This is a genomic window from Haloferax sp. DFSO60 (assembly GCF_046557615.1).
In the GTDB taxonomy this organism is placed as follows: domain Archaea; phylum Halobacteriota; class Halobacteria; order Halobacteriales; family Haloferacaceae; genus Haloferax.
In genome coordinates, this window is sequence record NZ_JBKIII010000001.1 from 798547 (window position 1) to 816162 (window position 17616).

At 60.7% G+C, this 17616-nt stretch carries 20 protein-coding genes; 13 read left to right on the forward strand and 7 right to left on the reverse strand.

The features are described from left to right. Position 1 precedes the first annotated feature (1 nt). The 3 genes from ACK509_RS04195 to ACK509_RS04205 are packed head-to-tail and all read right to left on the reverse strand — an operon-like array spanning position 2 to position 1369. Positions 2 to 229, reverse strand: coding sequence for a hypothetical protein (locus tag ACK509_RS04195; protein ID WP_410765239.1), 228 nt, complete (start codon positions 227 to 229; stop codon positions 2 to 4). Beyond that, the gene (locus tag ACK509_RS04200) at positions 222 to 1070 is read right to left on the reverse strand and encodes an aldo/keto reductase (protein WP_410765240.1); all 849 of its coding nucleotides are present in this window, start codon (positions 1068 to 1070) and stop codon (positions 222 to 224) included. Before ACK509_RS04200 ends, ACK509_RS04195 begins: the two co-directional genes overlap by 8 nt. Positions 1071 to 1129: 59 nt before the next feature. Further along, positions 1130 to 1369: a hypothetical protein gene (locus tag ACK509_RS04205; RefSeq protein ID WP_410765241.1), complete on the reverse strand. Its 240-nt coding sequence runs from the start codon at positions 1367 to 1369 to the stop codon at positions 1130 to 1132. Positions 1370 to 1530: 161 nt separating this feature from the next. Here ACK509_RS04205 and ACK509_RS04210 point away from each other — a divergent pair, with 161 nt between their 5' ends. From ACK509_RS04210 to ACK509_RS04255, 10 genes are all read left to right on the forward strand, one after another. Beyond that, complete coding sequence (locus tag ACK509_RS04210) at positions 1531 to 2217, forward strand: YqjF family protein (RefSeq protein WP_410765242.1); 687 nt, start codon at positions 1531 to 1533, stop codon at positions 2215 to 2217. 47 nt (positions 2218 to 2264) lie between these two features. Further along, positions 2265 to 2711: a transporter gene (locus tag ACK509_RS04215; RefSeq protein WP_410765243.1), complete on the forward strand. Its 447-nt coding sequence runs from the start codon at positions 2265 to 2267 to the stop codon at positions 2709 to 2711. A gap of 95 nt (positions 2712 to 2806) precedes the next feature. Then, on the forward strand, positions 2807 to 2935 hold the full coding sequence (locus tag ACK509_RS04220) for a hypothetical protein (protein ID WP_410765244.1): 129 nt from the start codon (positions 2807 to 2809) through the stop codon (positions 2933 to 2935). Beyond that, the gene (locus tag ACK509_RS04225) at positions 2932 to 3708 is read left to right on the forward strand and encodes a hypothetical protein (RefSeq protein WP_410765245.1); all 777 of its coding nucleotides are present in this window, start codon (positions 2932 to 2934) and stop codon (positions 3706 to 3708) included. Before ACK509_RS04220 ends, ACK509_RS04225 begins: the two co-directional genes overlap by 4 nt. Before the next feature lie 84 nt (positions 3709 to 3792). Next, complete coding sequence (locus ACK509_RS04230) at positions 3793 to 4266, forward strand: PH domain-containing protein (RefSeq protein WP_410765246.1); 474 nt, start codon at positions 3793 to 3795, stop codon at positions 4264 to 4266. Further along, the gene (locus ACK509_RS04235) at positions 4263 to 6152 is read left to right on the forward strand and encodes a PH domain-containing protein (protein WP_410765247.1); all 1890 of its coding nucleotides are present in this window, start codon (positions 4263 to 4265) and stop codon (positions 6150 to 6152) included. Before ACK509_RS04230 ends, ACK509_RS04235 begins: the two co-directional genes overlap by 4 nt. 50 nt (positions 6153 to 6202) lie before the next feature. Continuing rightward, entirely contained in the window at positions 6203 to 6685 is a 483-nt protein-coding gene (locus ACK509_RS04240) for an Lrp/AsnC family transcriptional regulator (RefSeq protein ID WP_410765248.1), read from the forward strand. 292 nt (positions 6686 to 6977) lie between these two features. Beyond that, complete coding sequence (locus ACK509_RS04245; RefSeq protein WP_410765249.1) at positions 6978 to 8465, forward strand: proton-conducting transporter membrane subunit; 1488 nt, start codon at positions 6978 to 6980, stop codon at positions 8463 to 8465. After that, positions 8455 to 10905, forward strand: a complete 2451-nt coding sequence (locus ACK509_RS04250; RefSeq protein ID WP_410765250.1) for a DUF2309 domain-containing protein — start codon at positions 8455 to 8457, stop codon at positions 10903 to 10905. Before ACK509_RS04245 ends, ACK509_RS04250 begins: the two co-directional genes overlap by 11 nt. Positions 10906 to 10998: 93 nt before the next feature. Further along, on the forward strand, positions 10999 to 11694 hold the full coding sequence (locus tag ACK509_RS04255; protein WP_410765251.1) for a carbonic anhydrase: 696 nt from the start codon (positions 10999 to 11001) through the stop codon (positions 11692 to 11694). A gap of 9 nt (positions 11695 to 11703) precedes the next feature. Here the strand turns inward: ACK509_RS04255 and ACK509_RS04260 are convergent, their stop codons facing one another. Continuing rightward, on the reverse strand, positions 11704 to 12792 hold the full coding sequence (locus ACK509_RS04260; RefSeq protein ID WP_410765252.1) for a CNNM domain-containing protein: 1089 nt from the start codon (positions 12790 to 12792) through the stop codon (positions 11704 to 11706). Between the two features lie 162 nt (positions 12793 to 12954). Here ACK509_RS04260 and ACK509_RS04265 point away from each other — a divergent pair, with 162 nt between their 5' ends. Further along, a complete protein-coding gene (locus tag ACK509_RS04265) occupies positions 12955 to 13428 on the forward strand; it encodes an Lrp/AsnC family transcriptional regulator (RefSeq protein WP_410765253.1) in 474 nt (157 codons plus the stop codon). 18 nt (positions 13429 to 13446) lie between these two features. Here ACK509_RS04265 and ACK509_RS04270 read toward each other — a convergent pair whose 3' ends face one another. After that, a complete protein-coding gene (locus ACK509_RS04270; protein ID WP_410765254.1) occupies positions 13447 to 14103 on the reverse strand; it encodes a bifunctional 4-hydroxy-2-oxoglutarate aldolase/2-dehydro-3-deoxy-phosphogluconate aldolase in 657 nt (218 codons plus the stop codon). 211 nt (positions 14104 to 14314) lie between these two features. Between ACK509_RS04270 and ACK509_RS04275 the strand changes: the two genes are divergently transcribed. Continuing rightward, entirely contained in the window at positions 14315 to 15346 is a 1032-nt protein-coding gene (locus ACK509_RS04275) for a S1C family serine protease (RefSeq protein WP_410766246.1), read from the forward strand. A gap of 56 nt (positions 15347 to 15402) precedes the next feature. Next, complete coding sequence (locus tag ACK509_RS04280) at positions 15403 to 15843, forward strand: pyridoxamine 5'-phosphate oxidase family protein (protein ID WP_410765255.1); 441 nt, start codon at positions 15403 to 15405, stop codon at positions 15841 to 15843. Positions 15844 to 15879: 36 nt separating this feature from the next. On the opposite strand, the gene yqeC is transcribed toward ACK509_RS04280, so the two are convergent. Together yqeC and ACK509_RS04290 are read right to left on the reverse strand one after the other, a co-directional pair. After that, positions 15880 to 16635: a selenium cofactor biosynthesis protein YqeC gene (yqeC, locus tag ACK509_RS04285; RefSeq protein WP_410765256.1), complete on the reverse strand. Its 756-nt coding sequence runs from the start codon at positions 16633 to 16635 to the stop codon at positions 15880 to 15882. A gap of 167 nt (positions 16636 to 16802) precedes the next feature. Then, positions 16803 to 17510: a TVP38/TMEM64 family protein gene (locus tag ACK509_RS04290; RefSeq protein ID WP_410765257.1), complete on the reverse strand. Its 708-nt coding sequence runs from the start codon at positions 17508 to 17510 to the stop codon at positions 16803 to 16805. Between the last annotated feature and the right edge of the window lie 106 nt (positions 17511 to 17616).

Here is a 17616-nt window from a genome sequence, read left to right on the forward strand (position 1 = left end):
TTTAGCCGCCTGCGCCTGCGTCGCGCTGGTTATGCGTCACGTCGTCAGTGCCCACCTGCTCGTGCGTGTGATGATAGAACCGAATGTGCGGGCGACCGTCTTTTTCGAAGGGTTCGAAGCAGACTCGCCGGTAGCGAGCGTTATGGAGCAGGTTTACCATCACCCCGTGGTCGTGGACCGAGACGGAATCTGATGGCGTCTCACAGACCGGGCAGTCCACGTTACTCACCGAGTCTGGTCATATCCTCCTCGTCGAGCGTGAGGTGCGAGGCGGCGATGTTGTCGCGGAGGTGCGACACACTGGAGGTACCCGGAATCGGAAGCATCACCTCGGACTTCTGGAGCAACCACGCGAGGGCGACTTGTTGTGGTGTCGCGTCGTGTTTCGTGGCGACAGCGGACACGTCGTTTTCTTTCGCTTCGAAATCACCCGCGCCGAGTGGGAACCATGGGATGAACCCGATGTTCGCATCTTCGCAGGCGTCGAGGACGGCTTCGAAGTCTCTGTCGCCGACGTTGTAGCGATTCTGTACGGTGGCAATTTCGACGATATCGCGGGCGGTTTCGAGTTGGTCGACCGAGACGTTCGACAGACCGACGTGCCGAATTAGCCCGTCGTCTTTCATCTCTGCGAGGGCGTGAACGGAGTCTTCGAAGGGTGTGTGCGGGTCGGGTCGGTGGAGTTGATACAGGTCGATGGTATCGACTCGAAGGCGGTCGAGACTGCTCAAAAGGGCGTTTCTGAGGTAGTCGGGGTCGCCGTTCGGTTTCCACTCACCAGCCATATTTCGGAGGAGGCCACCTTTCGTCGCGACCACGAGGTCGTCGGGATAGGGTGCGAGCGCCTCACCGATGAGTCGCTCAGAGACGGCCGGGCCGTAGGAGTCGGCGGTGTCGATGAGGTCCACGCCACGAGCGATGGACTCGTGGAGGACTTTCTTCGCATTGGCCACGTCGTCGGGTTCGCCGATGATGTTCTCGCCCGTGATTCGCATCGCGCCAAAGCCAAGTCGGTGGACGGTCATCTCGCCGCCGATGTCGAACGTGTCGCTCGCGTTGTTCAGGACCATACCTCTCATTCGACCGCCAGAAAGGTGGCCGTTTCGGCGCGTGCCTGTGTCGCCGTCAGTCAGGAAGTCAACGCGGTGATGCCGACCGTCAGCAACGCGCAAAACACGGCGGCTGCGACGATAATCCCGAGAAACGGGAGCGCTTCAGAGAGTGAGTGTCCAAAGGCACTCCCCCAGAGAAGCACGTATCCACAGGCGGCGCTCAGCGGAATGAGTACGAAGAGGATACCTCTCAGGACCTTTCGACGCCGGATGCGACGACGGAAAGCACGTTCGGCGTCGTCCGTCTCGTCGTCCATATCGACACACATTCACATGGTGTGACATAAATTCGGGGGTCGCCGGGGGCAAAACCCGAATTTACCTCACACTGAGGCGTGCGACTGCACGTGCAAAGCGTCATTCGAACCTCTCTGTGTTCTGCCGAAACCCACTCACCCCTGGCCTTCCTCTCTCCGCTATGGACGCGCTCTCGATGCAGTGGCGAGACACGATGTTCGCCCACTGGCCTGTCGCCCCGGCGGTCGTAGAATCGCGACTACCGGATGACCTCTCGGTTGCAACCTACGACGGGCAGGCGTGGCTCAGTGTCGTCACGTTCCAGATGGACGATATCAGGCCACGAGGCGTGCCGTTCAGTCTGTCGTTTCCAGAAGTGAATCTCCGAACCTACGTCGAACCAACGTCCGGCGGCCAGCGTGGTGTCTACTTTTTCACCCTCGATGCAGCTGACTTGCTCGCCGTGGTCGTCGCACGAGCGACTGTCCGGCTCCCGTATCACCGGGCGACGATGTCGCTTCGACGGCACGACGATTCGGTGACTATCCAGAGCTATCGGCCCGGAATCTCCGGAAATCCTGCGTCTCACATCGATGCGACCTGTCGACCAACGAGCGACCCAGTTACCGCAGAACGGGGGTCACTGGACGAGTTTCTGGTCGAAAACTACCGCTTCTACACCGACGAGTGGCCCATCGTCATCGGGAAAATCGACCACGAACCGTGGCCGCTCGAAGCGGCGACGCTCGAAGTTCGAGCGAACACGCTGTTCGAGGCCTGCGGATTCGAACATCCCGAGGGAAAGCCGCTCGTCCACTATTCGGAGGGTGTGGCCGTGACTGCCGAACTGCCATCGATACTTCGCTAACGGTAGGGAAGTGAAACGTTCAAGCATCGAGGAACGAAGCACCACCTATGACACTTATCGATACTGTGATGGCAACAGTGCATCTGCTCGTCGGAGGTCTGTGGACTGGGAGCGTCCTCTTTTTCGCCGCCGCTGTGCTTCCGACTGCTCGCGCAGGTAACATCCGCGCCGCCGCGTTCGAAGTCATCATCTCTCGTCTCACCATGGGCTCGCGTATCGCCGCGTTGTTGATGTTCGTTACCGGTGGCCACCTCGCCGGAACTCGCTACACCGTTGGGTCGCTCTTCGGGTCTGGTCGCGGCCACCTCGTACTCACGATGCTCGCACTGTGGTTCGTCCTGACGGCGCTCGTCGAAATCGGCAGTAGCCGAGCGAAAGACGGTCTCGCACAGAAGAAGGTCAGAACACCCGCCGAGAACGCCGCGCCGTTCTACCTCGGTGCTGCCGTCGTCGCGGTGTTCCTCCTCATCGACGCTGGCCTGCTTCTCAATTGAACTCCGGAGCCGTACGGAGAGTATGCATAACTCTATTCTAAAATATATATTTTATACGACATGTTTAATTTCCCCCACCGAGTCGGTAGTCGTGTATGCAACGGGACGATGAGGCTGCCGTCACCGAGACATCACTTCACATCGAGCTGTGTCGAGATTCCGGCGACATCCGCGTCTACCGGGCGACCGAACTCGGAACCTACAGTCGGACAATCGAGCGATGATGAACGCATCATCTCCCGAATCAGGGGTGGATTTGCCCCGACTGGACGCCGCCCAACACGCCCTTCGGACCGAGCGCCGCCGCTGTGTTGACGAGCGCGAAGCCTTCCGCTCGTTCCACGCCGACATCGTCAATCAGAAAACATCCGTGCCGACGAAGACACCGCCGCTCTTGAGCGCCCGACAGCAGACGGACAACTCGCTCGAACGGGTGCAGCGGTCGTACGAACGGACCGTCATGTCGGTTCCACACTACGAATCCGAGTACGGTGATTCGTTCGAAACTAGTCTGCGCGAGGAGTTCGGACCCGACGTTGCGGCGGTGTTCCAGTCCTCGAACGGACTTTCCGAGACGCTTCGACAACGGATGGTCTCCGCGGCGACCGCCTCGTACGTCGAACGCGTCGATTTTATCGAAGTCGTCGATGCCGAAGCGTCGTCACTCGAAGCAGTCCGCGACGAAGCAGTCCAAATCCACGCACGCTTGTGCGAACTCGATAGGGTCCCGCTTCCTGACCGAGGATTCGATGCGCTTTGGGCACTGTACGAATCAGTCGGCGACCTCCACGAACGACTCGATACGGTCCTCGAGACCCGGCTGGCGACGATTGTCGCCCACCGACAGTCGCTGTCCCCACTGCACGCCGACGTGACGGAGTTTCTCTACCAGAAGCTCGACGCTCGGTATCCGACGCTTGCGACGCTGGCCGAACTCGGTGAAGTTATCGAAACGGCGAGTCGGCGTGTCGAACGCCATCTCGCCGCGACGCCGTGACTCGGTTTGAGTTCTTCGTCAGCCACACATTTTTAGCGATTCACTGAGTGGTGTGCATATGATTCTGCGAACGGAGGCTGTGCAGTGACTCGACTGCACCCTCGTATCCGGCTTCTTTGGCTTCTCCGTGCGGTCGTTCTCGCGCTCATCGTCGGTGTGGGCGTCGGACTCGCACTACGGTTTGCGACGATACCACTTCCAGTGAGTTGGGCAGTTGCGTCGGTCGGTCTGGGCGGGATAGTACTCGTCGTCGGGGTGGCCAGCGCGCTACTCCGATACCGGGCGTGGCAGTACGAAATTCGCGACGACTCGCTGTACCTCGAACGCGGCGTACTCACCAAGGTGAAAACTGTCGTTCCGTTCGTCCGGATTCAACACGTAGACACGAAACGAAGCCCCATCGAGCGCCTCATCGGTCTCGCATCGACTATCGTCTACACGGCAGGGTCTCGCGGCGCTGACGTCTCAGTTCCCGGACTTGCACTCGACAGCGCCGACGACTTGCAAGACCAACTCAAGCGCCTCGCTATCCGCGCCGAGGGCGAAGACGCGGTATGACGCAACTGTCGCTCCTCTCGGTGCCATATCGGGCCGCCCAGCGGAGCATCAGCATCGTCTTCGCGCTCGCGTTTTTCGCCTTCTCCGGTGGGGCCGCACTCGGTGGCTTCCTCGGCGCACTCGGCGGCATCCTCTTGGCGGGCCTTGTCATCCTCGCCATCGTTGGCTTCGAGTTCGCCCGCTACCAGCGATTCGAGTACGAACTCACCCCCGATACGTTCGATATCCGCTCGGGTGTCTTCTCGCGTCGGAACCGCGAGATTCCGTACCGACGAATCCAGAACGTCGATATCTCGCGTAACATCGCGCAGCGCCTCTTTGACATCGCCGCGGTGGACCTCGAAACCGCCGGTGGCGACGATACCGAAGGCAGTCTGCACTTCGTCAGCTACGACGAGGCACTCCGCATCCAGCGCGAAGTCGCCCGACTGAAACGCGGCGAAGCAGACGAAGCGGCACCCGAACCCGACCGCGACGTACTCTTCGAGTTAGAGCCGCGCGAACTCGCCATCGTCGGCGCGCTATCGTTCGACCTGCGTTTGCCCGGTGCAGTACTCGTCTTCGGGTCGAGTATCTTCCCCGTTCTCGCATCGTTCGCCGACATTCCGATTCCACTCACCGGAATCGCCGCGTTACTCTTCGGTATCAGCCTGCTGGTACTCCTCGTCGCGTTCATCGCGTGGGCGACGGGATTCGTCTCGGCCGTCCTCAACTACTACGGCTTCCGATTGACTCGCGTCGGCGACGAACTCCAATACGAACGTGGCTTGCTCCAACGATACAACGGGTCGATTCCGCTCGACAAACTCCAGACGCTCACCATCGAGGACAATCCACTGAAGCGCCACTTCGGCTACGCGACGCTCTACGTCGAGACGGCGGGATACACGCCCGGCGGCGATAGTTCGGGGTCGGGCCGTGCGCGACGTGGGTCAGAGGCCGCGATTCCACTCTCGCGGCGCGAGCGCGTCGTCCAATTGATCGAAGACCTCGAAGGCGTCTCGCCGCCGGAATTCGAACGTCCCCCCACGCGAATCCGCCGACGCTACGCGGTCCGGAACTCGCTCGTGCTGGTTGCGATTACGCTCGGATTGTTCGCGATGAACTGGGTACTTCCACAGGCGATTCCGTGGTACGCACCGCTTATCTTGATTCCCGGTGCGGTCATGGCAGGCGTCTACCAGTGGCGACATCGGGGCCACGGGCTCACCGAGAACCACTTCGTGACGCGAAACGGGTTCTGGAAACGGACGACGCGCTTCGTTCCGTACTACCGAATTCAGACGATTATCCAACGGCGAACGCCGTTCCAACGTCGCTGGCGGGTTTCGACAGTCACCGCCGACACTGCGGGGACGCTCTCGCTGGTCGGTGGCGACGCGGCGGCAGTCGATATCGACGCCGGAGACGCGACTGTCCTCCAGAATCGACTCAACGAGCGTCTCGGTGACGCACTCGTCAAACGCCGCGAACAGCGGCAGCGCGCTCGACAAGCAGCACTCGGTATCTCGACTGGTGGCAACCACGTGGAGTCAGATGTGACCGACGCTGACGACACTGCCGACGCAGACACCAATTCCGACGTTGACGACACTGCCAACGTTAACCACAACGCCGACGCCGACCGCACTACCAACGAACCAGCGGACCCGTTCGTCTACTCTGGTCCAATTACTCGGTCGGACGAGCAGGATGGGGTCGAAAACGGGGAGAACGGCGGCGCGAGCGACGGAATCGACGACGAGGACAGCGACGAGGATGGCGACACAGTCGATTCGGAGGAAGACCAAGACACCGAGACGGGCGATGCCGACAAATCGACATCGAAACCCGACGAAAGCGACGATTCCGGCTACGATGGTGGAACTAGTTCGGACCGTCGCTAACCGACCTTCGAGAACAAAATATCTTTCTCAGGCCGTTGATACGTACTGGTATGGCTACCGACGATATCGACGACGTTGACCGAGCGGTCCTCTACGCGCTACAGGAAGACGCGCGAAATCTGTCGTCGAGCGAAATCGCAAAACGGTCTGGGACATCAGACAGCACCGTCCGAAAGCGAATCAAGCGCCTCGAAGAACGTCAGATTATCAAAGGCTACCACGCGGCCATCGACTACCAGAAATCCGGCTATCCGCTCCAGATGCTCCTGTTCTGTACCGCGCCGATTCCCGAACGAGGGAAAAAGATAGAAGACGTGTTGGCTATCGACGGCGTCGTCTCCGTCCAAGAGTTGGTCACCGGTGAGAAGAACCTCCTCGTCACCGTCGTCGGCGAGAACGACGACGACATCACGCCGGTCGCACAGGAACTCCTCGACCTCGGGTTGACTGTCGCCGACGAAGTACTCGTCCGAACCCACAAGACGACACCGTTCGGTGGGTTCACCCGCACTCTCTCAGACGAAGGCGACTGACGAAATCGCCGTGCTGCGACGACGGCAGCCCTCATTCTCTCGCTTTTCCATCGAGTCGCTCAGTGAGACTGTCGAACGTCTTCAACCGGACTCTCCTACACGCTCGCGCGGAACAGACAGTAGTATGTTAACGATTACCAATGCGTTCCTACACCCCATCTCTCCGAACATAATGTTCCAATAGGAGATTTTATTACCCAATGTGTTCGTGTATACGTCGAGATAAGGACATTCCGTGTTCGTCGCTCTCGTCGTGAGAGGTCGTCCACGGACGGGCCACAATCCACGAACGATGACAGAGAAGACGAGACAACCACAAATCGGACCGCTTCCGAGACCAGCTATCTCGACGTCACGGCTGCCTGCGACTCTCACGCGAGTCGTGTGGGCACTGTGGTTCGTGAGCGTCGTCGTGACTGCCGTCCGACTGTCGAGTACCGAGACGTGGTCACTGTGGGGTCTCTTCGCCGTCGATGGGCTGACCGTGGTGATGTGGGTCGTCGTGACGTTCTTCAGCGGAATCGTCCACAGCTACTCTCGCCGGTACATGGCCGGTGACAGCGCACTCTCGGCGTTCTTCGCCCGCGTGTTCTCGTTCACGCTCGTCGTGATGGCGCTGGTCGCTTCGAACTCGTTCGTCGTCTTTGCGGTCCTCTGGCTGACCATGGGATTAGTGATGAGCAGCCTCATCGGACACGTCGATACGTGGCCACAGGCCCGCCGTGCTGCCGCCACTTCCCGCCGGTACTTCGTCGCGAGTAGTGGATTGCTCGCTGTCGCCCTCGGACTGGTGTGGTGGGAAACCGGTGCGACGACCATCTCCGCGGTCACCGCGTCGGCAGTGGCACCCTCGGTGATAGTACTCACCGCGGCGGCGACACTTCTGTTGGCAGCGATGGTTCAATCGGCGCTGCTCCCGTTCCACACGTGGCTTCTGTCGTCGATGACCGCACCCACGCCCGCGTCCGCGTTGATGCACGCTGGCTTCGTCAACGCTGGCGGCATCCTCTTACTTCGGTTCGCGCCGGTCGTCACCGTCGACGATGGATTCATGCTCGTCATCGTGGTCGCGGGCGCGGTGAGTGCCCTCCTCGGAAAGCTTCTGAAGACCGTCCAAACCGACGTCAAAGGCAAACTCGGCTGTTCTACTATCGGACAGATGGGGTTCATGTTCATGCAAGCGGGACTAGGCTTCTTCGGCGCGGCTATCACCCACCTCATCCTCCACGGGTTCTACAAAGCCTACCAGTTCCTCTCGGCAGGGAACAACGTCGAACAGCAGAATCCACGCGCACCGAACGCCGAACCACAATCGCTGGGCCTTGCCGGAATCGCCGCGATACTGGTGACCGCACTCGCAGGCGGGGTCGTCTTCGCCACGCTCACCGGCGAAGGGACGGCGTTCGACAGTGGCCTGCTTCTCGCGGGGTTGGTCGTCTTGACGACGATGCACGCCGCCCGTGGGGTCGTCCGGAACTCGTCGTTGCCAGCGGCCCTTCGATACGGGGGTGTCGCGCTGGTCTTCCTCCCGGCAATCGCCGTCTACGCGTGGGTGTACACACTCATCGAACACGCGCTGGTCGGCGTCCCGCTCGTGACGGCTCCGACCGAATTGACGGTCGTTCACCTCGCCGTCGCCGCGGCGTTCGTCTTCGCGTACCTCGCCATCGAGAGTGGCGTCTACCAGCGGAGTCACCGCCTGTACGTGACTCTCGTGAACGCGACGACACCCGCACCAGGAACGATTACGACTACCAGAGAGGAGTACAATGAACACTAACGACACGATACTCGACGCCATCGAACAGGCTGCAACCACCGTCGGACGGGTCTGGCCGCTCCACTCGTTCGTGACGGCGAACCCACTCAGCGGGTTCGAAGACCGGCCTTTCCACGAAGCCGTCGAACAGGCTGAGTCGCTGTTCGGTGGAGATGGGTACCCGAGTGCCGACGTGTTCCGCGCTGCGTTCGAAGCAGGGCAAATCGACCTCGAGACACTCCAGAACGAGTTAGCAGAACACGGATACGACGAAGACCCGGAGACGCTCCTGGCGCAGATGGAGTCCGCATCCGAAACGACTCCGCAGGGAGACGACGAAACGACGGGGCAGGAAGCCATCGACGAAACCTTGACGAAGTGGCTCGCGGCCTTCCTCGACGAGGGGCACGCTTCGTGGTCGATGCCGAACCGCGAGCAGGGATTCTACGCCGCGTTTCGCTCTGTTGCTCGTCACGACCAGTCGCTCCCGAACCGGAGTGCCATCACAACCTATCCGGACGACCCCATAGCTGCACTCGAGACGGTACTCTCGACCGTTCCCGAGGAAGACTGGGCCTCGCTCTTCGAGTACCACCTCAGCAGGCTCCCCGGCTGGACGGGTCTCATCAAGCAACGCGAGGCCAGCGAAAGCGACTGGAACGCCGCTTCGCCGATTACTCTCACGGAGTATCTCGCCGCTCGGGTCGTCCTCACGGACCACCTCGATGGACAACTGACTCCACCTGCTGAGTGGACAGCGGCATCGACTCAGGAACAGCACCCCAGCGACGACGTTCCACTCGCCGAGTGCTGGTTGCGTGCGTGGGAAGCCACGTACCGCGGGCAACTCGTCGATGCCGTGACCGAGACGAGTCAGTCGCCCCAGACGCCCGGAGACGGTGGACGCCCGGATGCACAACTGGTCTTCTGTATCGACACGCGCTCGGAGATTATTCGTCGCCACATCGAATCGACGGGGGCCTACGAAACCTACGGTTACGCCGGGTTCTTCGGTATCCCGATGCGCTATCAGGCCTACGACTCCGAGGTGACGACAGACGCCTGCCCACCGATTCTCGACGCACAACACTTCGTCGCCGACCAACCAGTCGCCAGTCACGACCACGACCACGACCGGTACGACACGTGGGTGGAGACCAAGCGTACTGCGAAGAAGACCCTCAAGTCGCTCACGTCGAACGCTGCGACCGTCTTCAGCTTCGTCGAGAGTACTGGAAGTGCCTACGGTGCCGCGCTCACTGCCCGGACACTCCTTCCGGCGCAGGTGTACGACATCCTCACCGCCACCGAAGAGCGCGTTCCGGCACACGCCGACTTCTGTGAACCGGGACTCGACCACGACCCGCACGGCGAGGGAAGTCTCCCACACGGCCTGTCCACGGAAGAGAAAGTCGAGTACGCCACGACGGCGTTCGAACTGATGGGATGGGACGAGTTCGCTCGGGTCGTCGCCTTCGTCGGCCACGCCAGTCAGACCTCGAACAATCCGTTCGAATCCAGTCTCGACTGCGGTGCCTGCGCTGGCAACCCCGGCGGCCCGAGCGCACGCGTCCTCGCCACGATATGCAACGACGAGGAAGTCAAATCCGCACTTCGTGACCGCGGATTCGACATTCCCACCGACACCGTCTTCGTCGCCGGTGAACACAACACCACGACCGACGAAGTGAGCCTCTTCACCGCCGATATTCCGGCGAGTCACGAGGCCGACGTCGAACAACTCCGTCGCGACCTCGAGACTGCTCGCGCAGATTCGACCGCCGAACGCACCGCGTCGATGGGCGCGTCGTCGCCGGGGACTCGTGAAGCAGAACGCCGCGCTGCCGATTGGGCAGAGACTCGGCCAGAGTGGGGCCTTGCCGGGAACGCTGGTTTCGTCGTCGGCCCGCGTTCACTCACAGAGGACGTGAATCTCGATGGCCGCTCGTTCCTCCACTCGTACGACTGGCAGAAAGACGAGTCGGGCGATGCGCTGGCCGCTATCGTCGGTGGGCCACTCGTCGTCACCCAGTGGATAAACAGCCAGTACTACTTCTCGACGGTAGACAACGCGGTGTACGGCAGCGGTTCGAAGGTCACCCAGAACCCCGTCGGAAACGTCGGCGTCTACCAGGGCAACGGCGGCGACCTGATGACCGGTCTCCCACTGCAATCACTCATGGCGTCCGACGACGTGCCGTACCACCAACCGCTCCGCCTCTCGACGGTGATTCACGCACCAGTCGAGCGCGTGACCGACATCCTCGAAGTGAACGCCGACGTGACCGACTTGCTCGACAACGGATGGCTCTCGTTGACCGTCGTGGACCCGACACGCGACGGCACGGCTTTCCACTACGACGGTGACCTGTCGTGGACGACTCCTGAAAAGCCCGAGGAGGCCGCACAGGTCGAAGCGAGCGAGAAACCCACAGTGGCACCAATCGCCGCCGACGACTGACTCGTTGGCCGAGTGTCCACTCGTTCTCCCGGCAACTGTCGAGAACCCACTCCATCCTTGGCATTTACTACCACAGAGTGAGTTCTCCAAACAATGACAAATTCGATACTGGCATCACTCTTAGCCGGCAACGAGCGCCACGTCGAACAACTCGCTGTGGACCACTTCGAAGGCCATCGAGGCGCACAGCATCCACTTATCGTCTCTGTCGGATGCTCGGACTCACGTGTGGCAGTCGAGGCCGTCTGGAATGTCGATAAGGCCAGCGAACTCTTCAAGTCCGTCAACGTGGGGAACCAGGTGTGGACACACGTGGACGACGAACTCGTCGTCAACGACGCTGTTGGGTACGCCGTCTCGTCGTTGGGCGTCTCCGACGTCGTCGTCCTCGGACACACGGGATGCGGGGCGGTTACAGCCGCATACAACTTGGTCTCTGGTGACGAGTTCAGCGACGTCCCGCCCGCCGTCGAGGCGTCTTTCTCTCGTCTCGTGCCCCTGGTCGAGGAAGCACGCGAGTTGGGTCTCTTCGACGAGACGACACCGGCAGACGATGCCGTCAATCGACTCGTGGAGTACGCCGTCGTCCGGCAAGTCGAGTTCCTGAGCGAGAGCCGAGAAGTTCCCGAAGCGACCAACTGTTGGGGTTTCGTCTACGACTTCCAGCACGCGTACGGCGCGGAAGATGGTGCCGTGTATCTCGTCGCCGCGAACGGAGAATCAGACGCCGAGACACTCACCGAACTGGTTCCCGAACGGTTCGCCTCTCGTGTGAAATCGCTTCGATAGCGACCGAAGTTAGGCGTGACTCCCCGTCGAGCGCGTCGAACTCGCCGGTCTGTCCAGTGGGTCTTCGAGTTCACCCATGACGGTTTCGAGCGCGTCGGTGACGGTGACCAGACCGACGACCTCTCCGTCCGACATCACGAGTGCAAGTTCCTGCCGCTCTGCTTGGAACTGGTCGATAGCGTCGCTGACAGAGGTGTCCGCCGAGACGGTCATCGGCGGGGCAGCGATAGACGCGAAGTCCGCCGTTCCCTCTTTCAACTCGTCAATCTCGTCCACGACACTCGGAACGTAGACGATACCCTCGAACTCCTCAGAATCCGCGCCGAAGAGCGGATAGCGAGTGTGCGGCGTCTCCGAGACCCGGCGAAGGTTCTCTTCGACCGAGCAGGAAGTCGAGAGCGCGACGATGTTGGATTCGGAGACCATCACGTCGCTCACCGGGGTAGTCCCGGCCTCCAGTGCGTTCAGCACTTCGTCGTGGCGCTCGCCGGAGACTTCACCGCGCTCCAAGAGCGAACTCAGTCGGGTACGCAGTTGCGCCCGTGACTCGATAACATCTTCTTCGGCTTCGAGCCACGCTCCGCTCATCTCGATACCGAACAGTCGAAGCGTCCACTTCGCCACCCAGTCGCCGAGTTTGATGAGCGGCGAGATGACGACGTAGAACCAGTACAGCGGCGCTGCACCGTACCGACAGACCATTCGGGACCGCTCGACACCGAGGTAGGTCGGCGTCTGCTCGCCGTGGGTCAAGTGGACGAGGTTGATGATGAGGTAGGCGATGACGGCACCCGCACCGATAGTCGCGAGTGCCGACCCGGCGAACAGCGGCTCGAACAGTGCGGCGAGTGCGGGTTCGGCGACGATACCGACGGCGATGCTCGACGCCGTAATCCCGACCTGGCAGGTCGTCAGGTACAGTTCGAGGTCCTGTGTCATCTCCCACGCGCGTTCGAGTCTGGAATCACCGTCGATGAACTCGTCTTCGGTGAACTGGCGAGCACGGGTGAGTGCAAACTCGATGGCGACGAAAAAGCCGTTAGCGAGGATGAGCAGCACACCGGCAACGAGGCGAAGACCGATCTCGAGAGGGGTCATTTAGCTGTGCCCGACGATTGCGTCTCCAGACGCTAAAACTCGGTGGTTGTCCGTTCCTTGATATACCCCATTGCTGAATGAGCAATATTGTCTGGTGAAATTCTCGTTTCGATAACAGGGTGTGAACACTGTTAATGCGATGGCTCCAGAACGCAGAGTCAAATGACGACCCGAGAGTTGGACGACCTGGATAGACACATTCTCTATGCACTTCAGACCGAAGCGCGACAGACGTCTTCGAGCGATATCGCGGCGTCACACGGCGTCTCGGCGAGTACGGTTCGAAACCGTCTGCAACAACTCGAAGCCGACGGCGTCATTCGCGGCTATCACGCCGACGTCGATTACGAGACGGCCGGGTACCAGCTCTTCACGCTCATCGTCTGTACAGCACCGATTCCGGAGCGTGAAGAACTCGCCGCGGCGGCCGCTGAGGTTCCGGGCGTCGTCGAAGTTCAAGAAGTGATGACAGGCAAGGCAAACGTACTCGTCCAGGCTATCGGTATCGACGGCGACGACCTGAGTCGAATCGGCGAGGAGTTAGACGAACTCGGTCTGCAAGTCTCGGACGAGGATTTGATTCGGAATACGCACCGGCGGCCCTACACGGCGTTCGGCGACGGCGAAGAAACGTAGCCCTCGTTCTGTCGAACGTTACGCTCGGGCGTCTTCGATGATCTTCGAGAACTCGCGTGCGGTCTCGGTAATCGTCTCGAAGTCGCCGTTCGCAATCGCCTCGTCGTCCATGATAGCACCGCCTGCGCCGACGACGATGGCACCCGCCTCGATGTAGTCAGCCACGTTGTCGAGACCGATACCGCCGGTCGGCATCATCGGAATCTGTGGCAGCGGACCACGAATGCTCTTGAGGTGGCCGGGTCCGAACGAAGAGGCCGGGAACACTTTCACGAAGTCAGCACCAGCACTGTAGGCGTTGACCGCTTCGGTGGGCGTGACGATACCCGGTGCGACGAGCGTTCCGTAGCGGTTGCACGCTTCGACGACGCCTTCGTCGAAGTTCGGGCCGACGACGAACTCTGCGCCCGCCTGAATCGCCGACGTTGCAGTCGGTTCGTCGAGGACGGTTCCCGCGCCGACGATTGCTTCGTCGTCGGAGAACGACGCCGACACCTCGCTGATGAGGTCCATCGCGTTCGGGTTGTCCGCGGTGATTTCGTAGGCCGTCACACCGCCGTCGTTGAGGGCGTCAGCGACTTCGATGATGGTGTCCGCGTCGGCACCGCGCATCACCGCGACGACGCCGCTGTCGATGAGTCGCTGCATATCCTCGTGTACGTCGAATACTCCCATTGTCAGTACGGTATTTACTACATTAGTTAATAAAAGGCAGTCTTCTCTACACCATTCGCGGTGAAGGTACTGGATGGTAGGTTTACTGGATGGGTTTCGTATCAGTGCAACGTGATTGTCCTGTGCCACCACGCGACATGCTCAAATTCGCTCGGCACTAACGTGAGGTAAGCGACGGCGAGTGCGGTCTGTACTGCGTTGCCGCCGCCGTATCATGACAGACATCGACCTCGAACGATTGTACCGTGAGGTGATTCCATCAGTCGTCTCCGTCTACGTCAACGGACGACGACGAAGCACAGGCGGTGCGGGGAGTGCGTTCGTCTACGACGACCAACACCTCGTCACGAACGAACACGTCGCGCGACTCGCAACCGACGACGACCGCGTCGAACTTCGGTTCGCCGACGGGTCGTGGCGAGTCGGCGACGTCGTCGGCTCAGACGCCTATACTGACTTGGCCGTCATTTCGGTTCCCGAACTCCCCGACGACGCATCACCGCTAGCACTCGCTATCGACAACCCTGCGCCTGGTCGCCACGTCGCGGCACTGGGGAATCCACTCGGTCTCGACGGGTCTATCTCGGCAGGCATCGTCTCCGGTTCGAATCGTTCGCTTCCGACGTCGAACGGGTTTGCAATCCCCGACGTGGTCCAGACCGACGCACCAATCAACCCCGGTAACTCGGGTGGCCCGCTCGTCGGCGTCGTCGCCGCAAGTGAGAGCGATAGCCCTGCGTACGAAGTCGTCGGCGTCAACCGAGCGAAGTCGGGTGACAACATCGGTTTCGCGGTCTCGCCAATCATCGCCCAGCACATCCTCCCGAGTCTCGTCGAAGATGGACGCTACCGGCACTCGTATCTCCGGGCGCGCACCCTCGACGTGACGCCGACGATTGCAGATGTCAACGACGTTGTGATACCCAGCGGCGTCCTCGTCGTCGATTTCGGCGGGACAAACGATACCGAAGACGATGGCTTACGTGGCTGTTCGAGTGCAGTCGAAGTTCGCGGCATGCGCGTCCCCGTCGGCGGCGACGTTATCGTCGCAATCGAAGGCCGCCCGATTCGGACCCACGAGGAGTTGATGCGCTATCTCATCACCGAGACACGGCCAAGCGAACCGGTTGCCGTCGATGTACTCCGCGATGGCGAACCGCTCAGTCTCTGTCTCGTCCTCGACGAACGACCCTTCGTCGGGAGTGACAACCGAAACGGTGGGAGCCAAATCCCCATCGAGTAAGTCTGTTTCGGAGAATCGGGTCACCGGTTCATGTGTCATCGGCGCGAAGTGCATGCATGGAAAACGTCAGATACGTCTACACGGTGGGGATGGACGACGAGGAGGTTGCGATGCGACTGCAAGACGCCGACTCTGGTGTCCTCTCGCTGGCGGCCGACAACCGTGCCTACGCGATTCCCGTACACGTCCACTACGACGACGAAAGTGAGAGACTTCTCTTTCGACTCTCTGACGACGGGCGAAGCGAGAAGTTCGAGTTCATCGATTCGACAGAGGAAGCCACGTTCATCTGTTACGGCGACGAAGGCGAAGACTCGTGGAGTATCATCGCTCGCGGAGCGATTCGAAGATTGCCCGACGACGAACTCCCTGACGAGACGACACTGAACACTGTGTATCGTTCACTCCGCGTCTTCGACGAGGATATCGCCGACCTGAAGCTCGTTCCGCTCGAACTCGTCCCCGAGAAGTTGACGGGGCGGAAGACCGCTCGCTGAGTGGTTGGTGAAGACGCAAGGTGTGGGGAGAACAGATTAGTACACACTGACAACTGGATTCGATTCGGTGAGTTGGGCGGCGACGACGCGCTCGACTTGGGGGTGTTCGCGTACCCATTCTGCGATTCGTTCAGCAGTTTTCTCTTCTGTGGGCGACTCGGCCATCGTCAGCACCGGGACGACGCGAGCGGTCGGTGGAACTCGTTTTAATCCACCATCGTGACTGGTGACGGTCGCCGCAACGTCCCACGCAGAGAGCGACTCGCCCGGCGAACACCCAGTGACCGAGGCAACGCGCTCTGGGCGGTGGACGTGGCGCTCGGTGAGTGATTGGCCGACGATTTTCACGCTGACTAGCGGGCAGACGATATCCGTCGTTGCGGGGAGTTGGGGCTCGTGGACATCGGGGGCTTTGAGCCATCGTGAGCGAGCGCCGTCTGATTTGACGATGACCGCGTCGTCGGTGGCGTTCCCGATTTGGTCGACTATCTCGGTCTCGTAGCCGTGATATCGTTCCTCCGATTGGCGCGACGGAACGAGTCCAAGTGGGCGAGTCGATTCGCGTTGCAGTGCCGAAACGGGGTCTTCGGTAACTGAGAGCGTCGCCACGTACTCGTCGAATATCGGAATTCCCACCGTACTCGTCAGAACGCCGCCGAGTTCGTTCGTGAGTCGATACAAGAGTGGTTTGATGCCGCCAGCGCCGACGACACTGACGACTTCGCCCTGTCCGATGCCGATTGCATCTGCGAGTGCAGAGTTCGGTGTCTCCGTTGGAGAGTTCGTCGTCATCGGTTCCACCTCTCGTGTCGCTGCGGTGGTCGGCCAGGTTCGTCCGGCACGGGCGTGTTTACTGACACGCGACGAACGCCATACTGCTCTGTTTCCCGGTGTATGCCCCCACACATAGCAGAAACTGTGACGTCCTCGATATTCATGCTACCGCCGAATCGAGACTCTCAGCGACTCGGAATCTTCTCGCTCAGTCGAGAGAGCAATGGCTCGCGGTAGAGATACCCGAGGACCGAGACGGCCAACAGGACGGTTACCGCAAGGACTGCTTGAAAGCCATTGTTGTTGGCCGCCGCCGACCCCGCGTAGTTCACGAGGAGGAATCCGGGGAGTCGTCCAATCGCTGCCACGACGACGATACGGCGCACCGGAATATCCGTTAGACCGGCGGCAAAGCAGAGTGCATCGTCGGGAAGACCCGGTATCAAAAAGATGAGAAAGAGGACCGAAAGCCCGTGTGTCGCGGTCAGGTCGTCGAAGCGCGTGAGAACTGCGGGGTCGATGACGCGTTCGACGTACGGGCGGCCGAAATACCGGGCGATGAACACCGCAAGAGCAGTGCCCGAAACGATACCGACGAGACTGTACACAGTCCCCCAAAACGCGCCGAAGAGATACCCGCTGGCGAATCCAAGTGCCTGTCCCGGGATAGGTGCGACCAGCACTTGGAACACCTGGACGGCGATGAACGCAAGCGGAGCGAACGGACCGAACGATTGGACCCACTCGCGGAGTGCGGCCGAATTAGAGAGCAGTGGTAGCCATCTGACGAGCAGTGCGCCACCGACCAACATTGTGACCAGCACGGCGACGGCGACGACGATTGCTCTTCGCCGGTCGCGTTCCGACTGGAAGATGTGGGGGACACGACTCACGAGTATCGATTCTCGCGCAGACGGGAAAAAGACAGTCGGCACCCGCGTCAACGGCGAGTTAGCGACGAGATTTGAGACGTTCGCGCTGCACGCGATACTCCTCTCT

Excerpts from the sequence above, each read along its gene's own strand:
- ACK509_RS04200 (WP_410765240.1), bottom strand. The coding sequence starts at position 1,070 with ATGGTCCTGAACAACGCGAGCGACACGTTCGACATCGGCGGCGAGATG.
- ACK509_RS04205 (WP_410765241.1), bottom strand. The coding sequence starts at position 1,369 with ATGGACGACGAGACGGACGACGCCGAACGTGCTTTCCGTCGTCGCATC.
- ACK509_RS04210 (WP_410765242.1), top strand. The coding sequence starts at position 1,531 with ATGGACGCGCTCTCGATGCAGTGGCGAGACACGATGTTCGCCCACTGG.
- ACK509_RS04215 (WP_410765243.1), top strand. The coding sequence starts at position 2,265 with ATGACACTTATCGATACTGTGATGGCAACAGTGCATCTGCTCGTCGGA.
- ACK509_RS04220 (WP_410765244.1), top strand. The coding sequence starts at position 2,807 with ATGCAACGGGACGATGAGGCTGCCGTCACCGAGACATCACTTCACATC.
- ACK509_RS04225 (WP_410765245.1), top strand. The coding sequence starts at position 2,932 with ATGATGAACGCATCATCTCCCGAATCAGGGGTGGATTTGCCCCGACTG.
- ACK509_RS04235 (WP_410765247.1), top strand. The coding sequence starts at position 4,263 with ATGACGCAACTGTCGCTCCTCTCGGTGCCATATCGGGCCGCCCAGCGG.
- ACK509_RS04240 (WP_410765248.1), top strand. The coding sequence starts at position 6,203 with ATGGCTACCGACGATATCGACGACGTTGACCGAGCGGTCCTCTACGCG.
- ACK509_RS04245 (WP_410765249.1), top strand. The coding sequence starts at position 6,978 with ATGACAGAGAAGACGAGACAACCACAAATCGGACCGCTTCCGAGACCA.
- ACK509_RS04250 (WP_410765250.1), top strand. The coding sequence starts at position 8,455 with ATGAACACTAACGACACGATACTCGACGCCATCGAACAGGCTGCAACC.
- ACK509_RS04255 (WP_410765251.1), top strand. The coding sequence starts at position 10,999 with ATGACAAATTCGATACTGGCATCACTCTTAGCCGGCAACGAGCGCCAC.
- ACK509_RS04260 (WP_410765252.1), bottom strand. The coding sequence starts at position 12,792 with ATGACCCCTCTCGAGATCGGTCTTCGCCTCGTTGCCGGTGTGCTGCTC.
- ACK509_RS04265 (WP_410765253.1), top strand. The coding sequence starts at position 12,955 with ATGACGACCCGAGAGTTGGACGACCTGGATAGACACATTCTCTATGCA.
- ACK509_RS04270 (WP_410765254.1), bottom strand. The coding sequence starts at position 14,103 with ATGGGAGTATTCGACGTACACGAGGATATGCAGCGACTCATCGACAGC.
- ACK509_RS04280 (WP_410765255.1), top strand. The coding sequence starts at position 15,403 with ATGGAAAACGTCAGATACGTCTACACGGTGGGGATGGACGACGAGGAG.
- yqeC (WP_410765256.1), bottom strand. The coding sequence starts at position 16,635 with ATGACGACGAACTCTCCAACGGAGACACCGAACTCTGCACTCGCAGAT.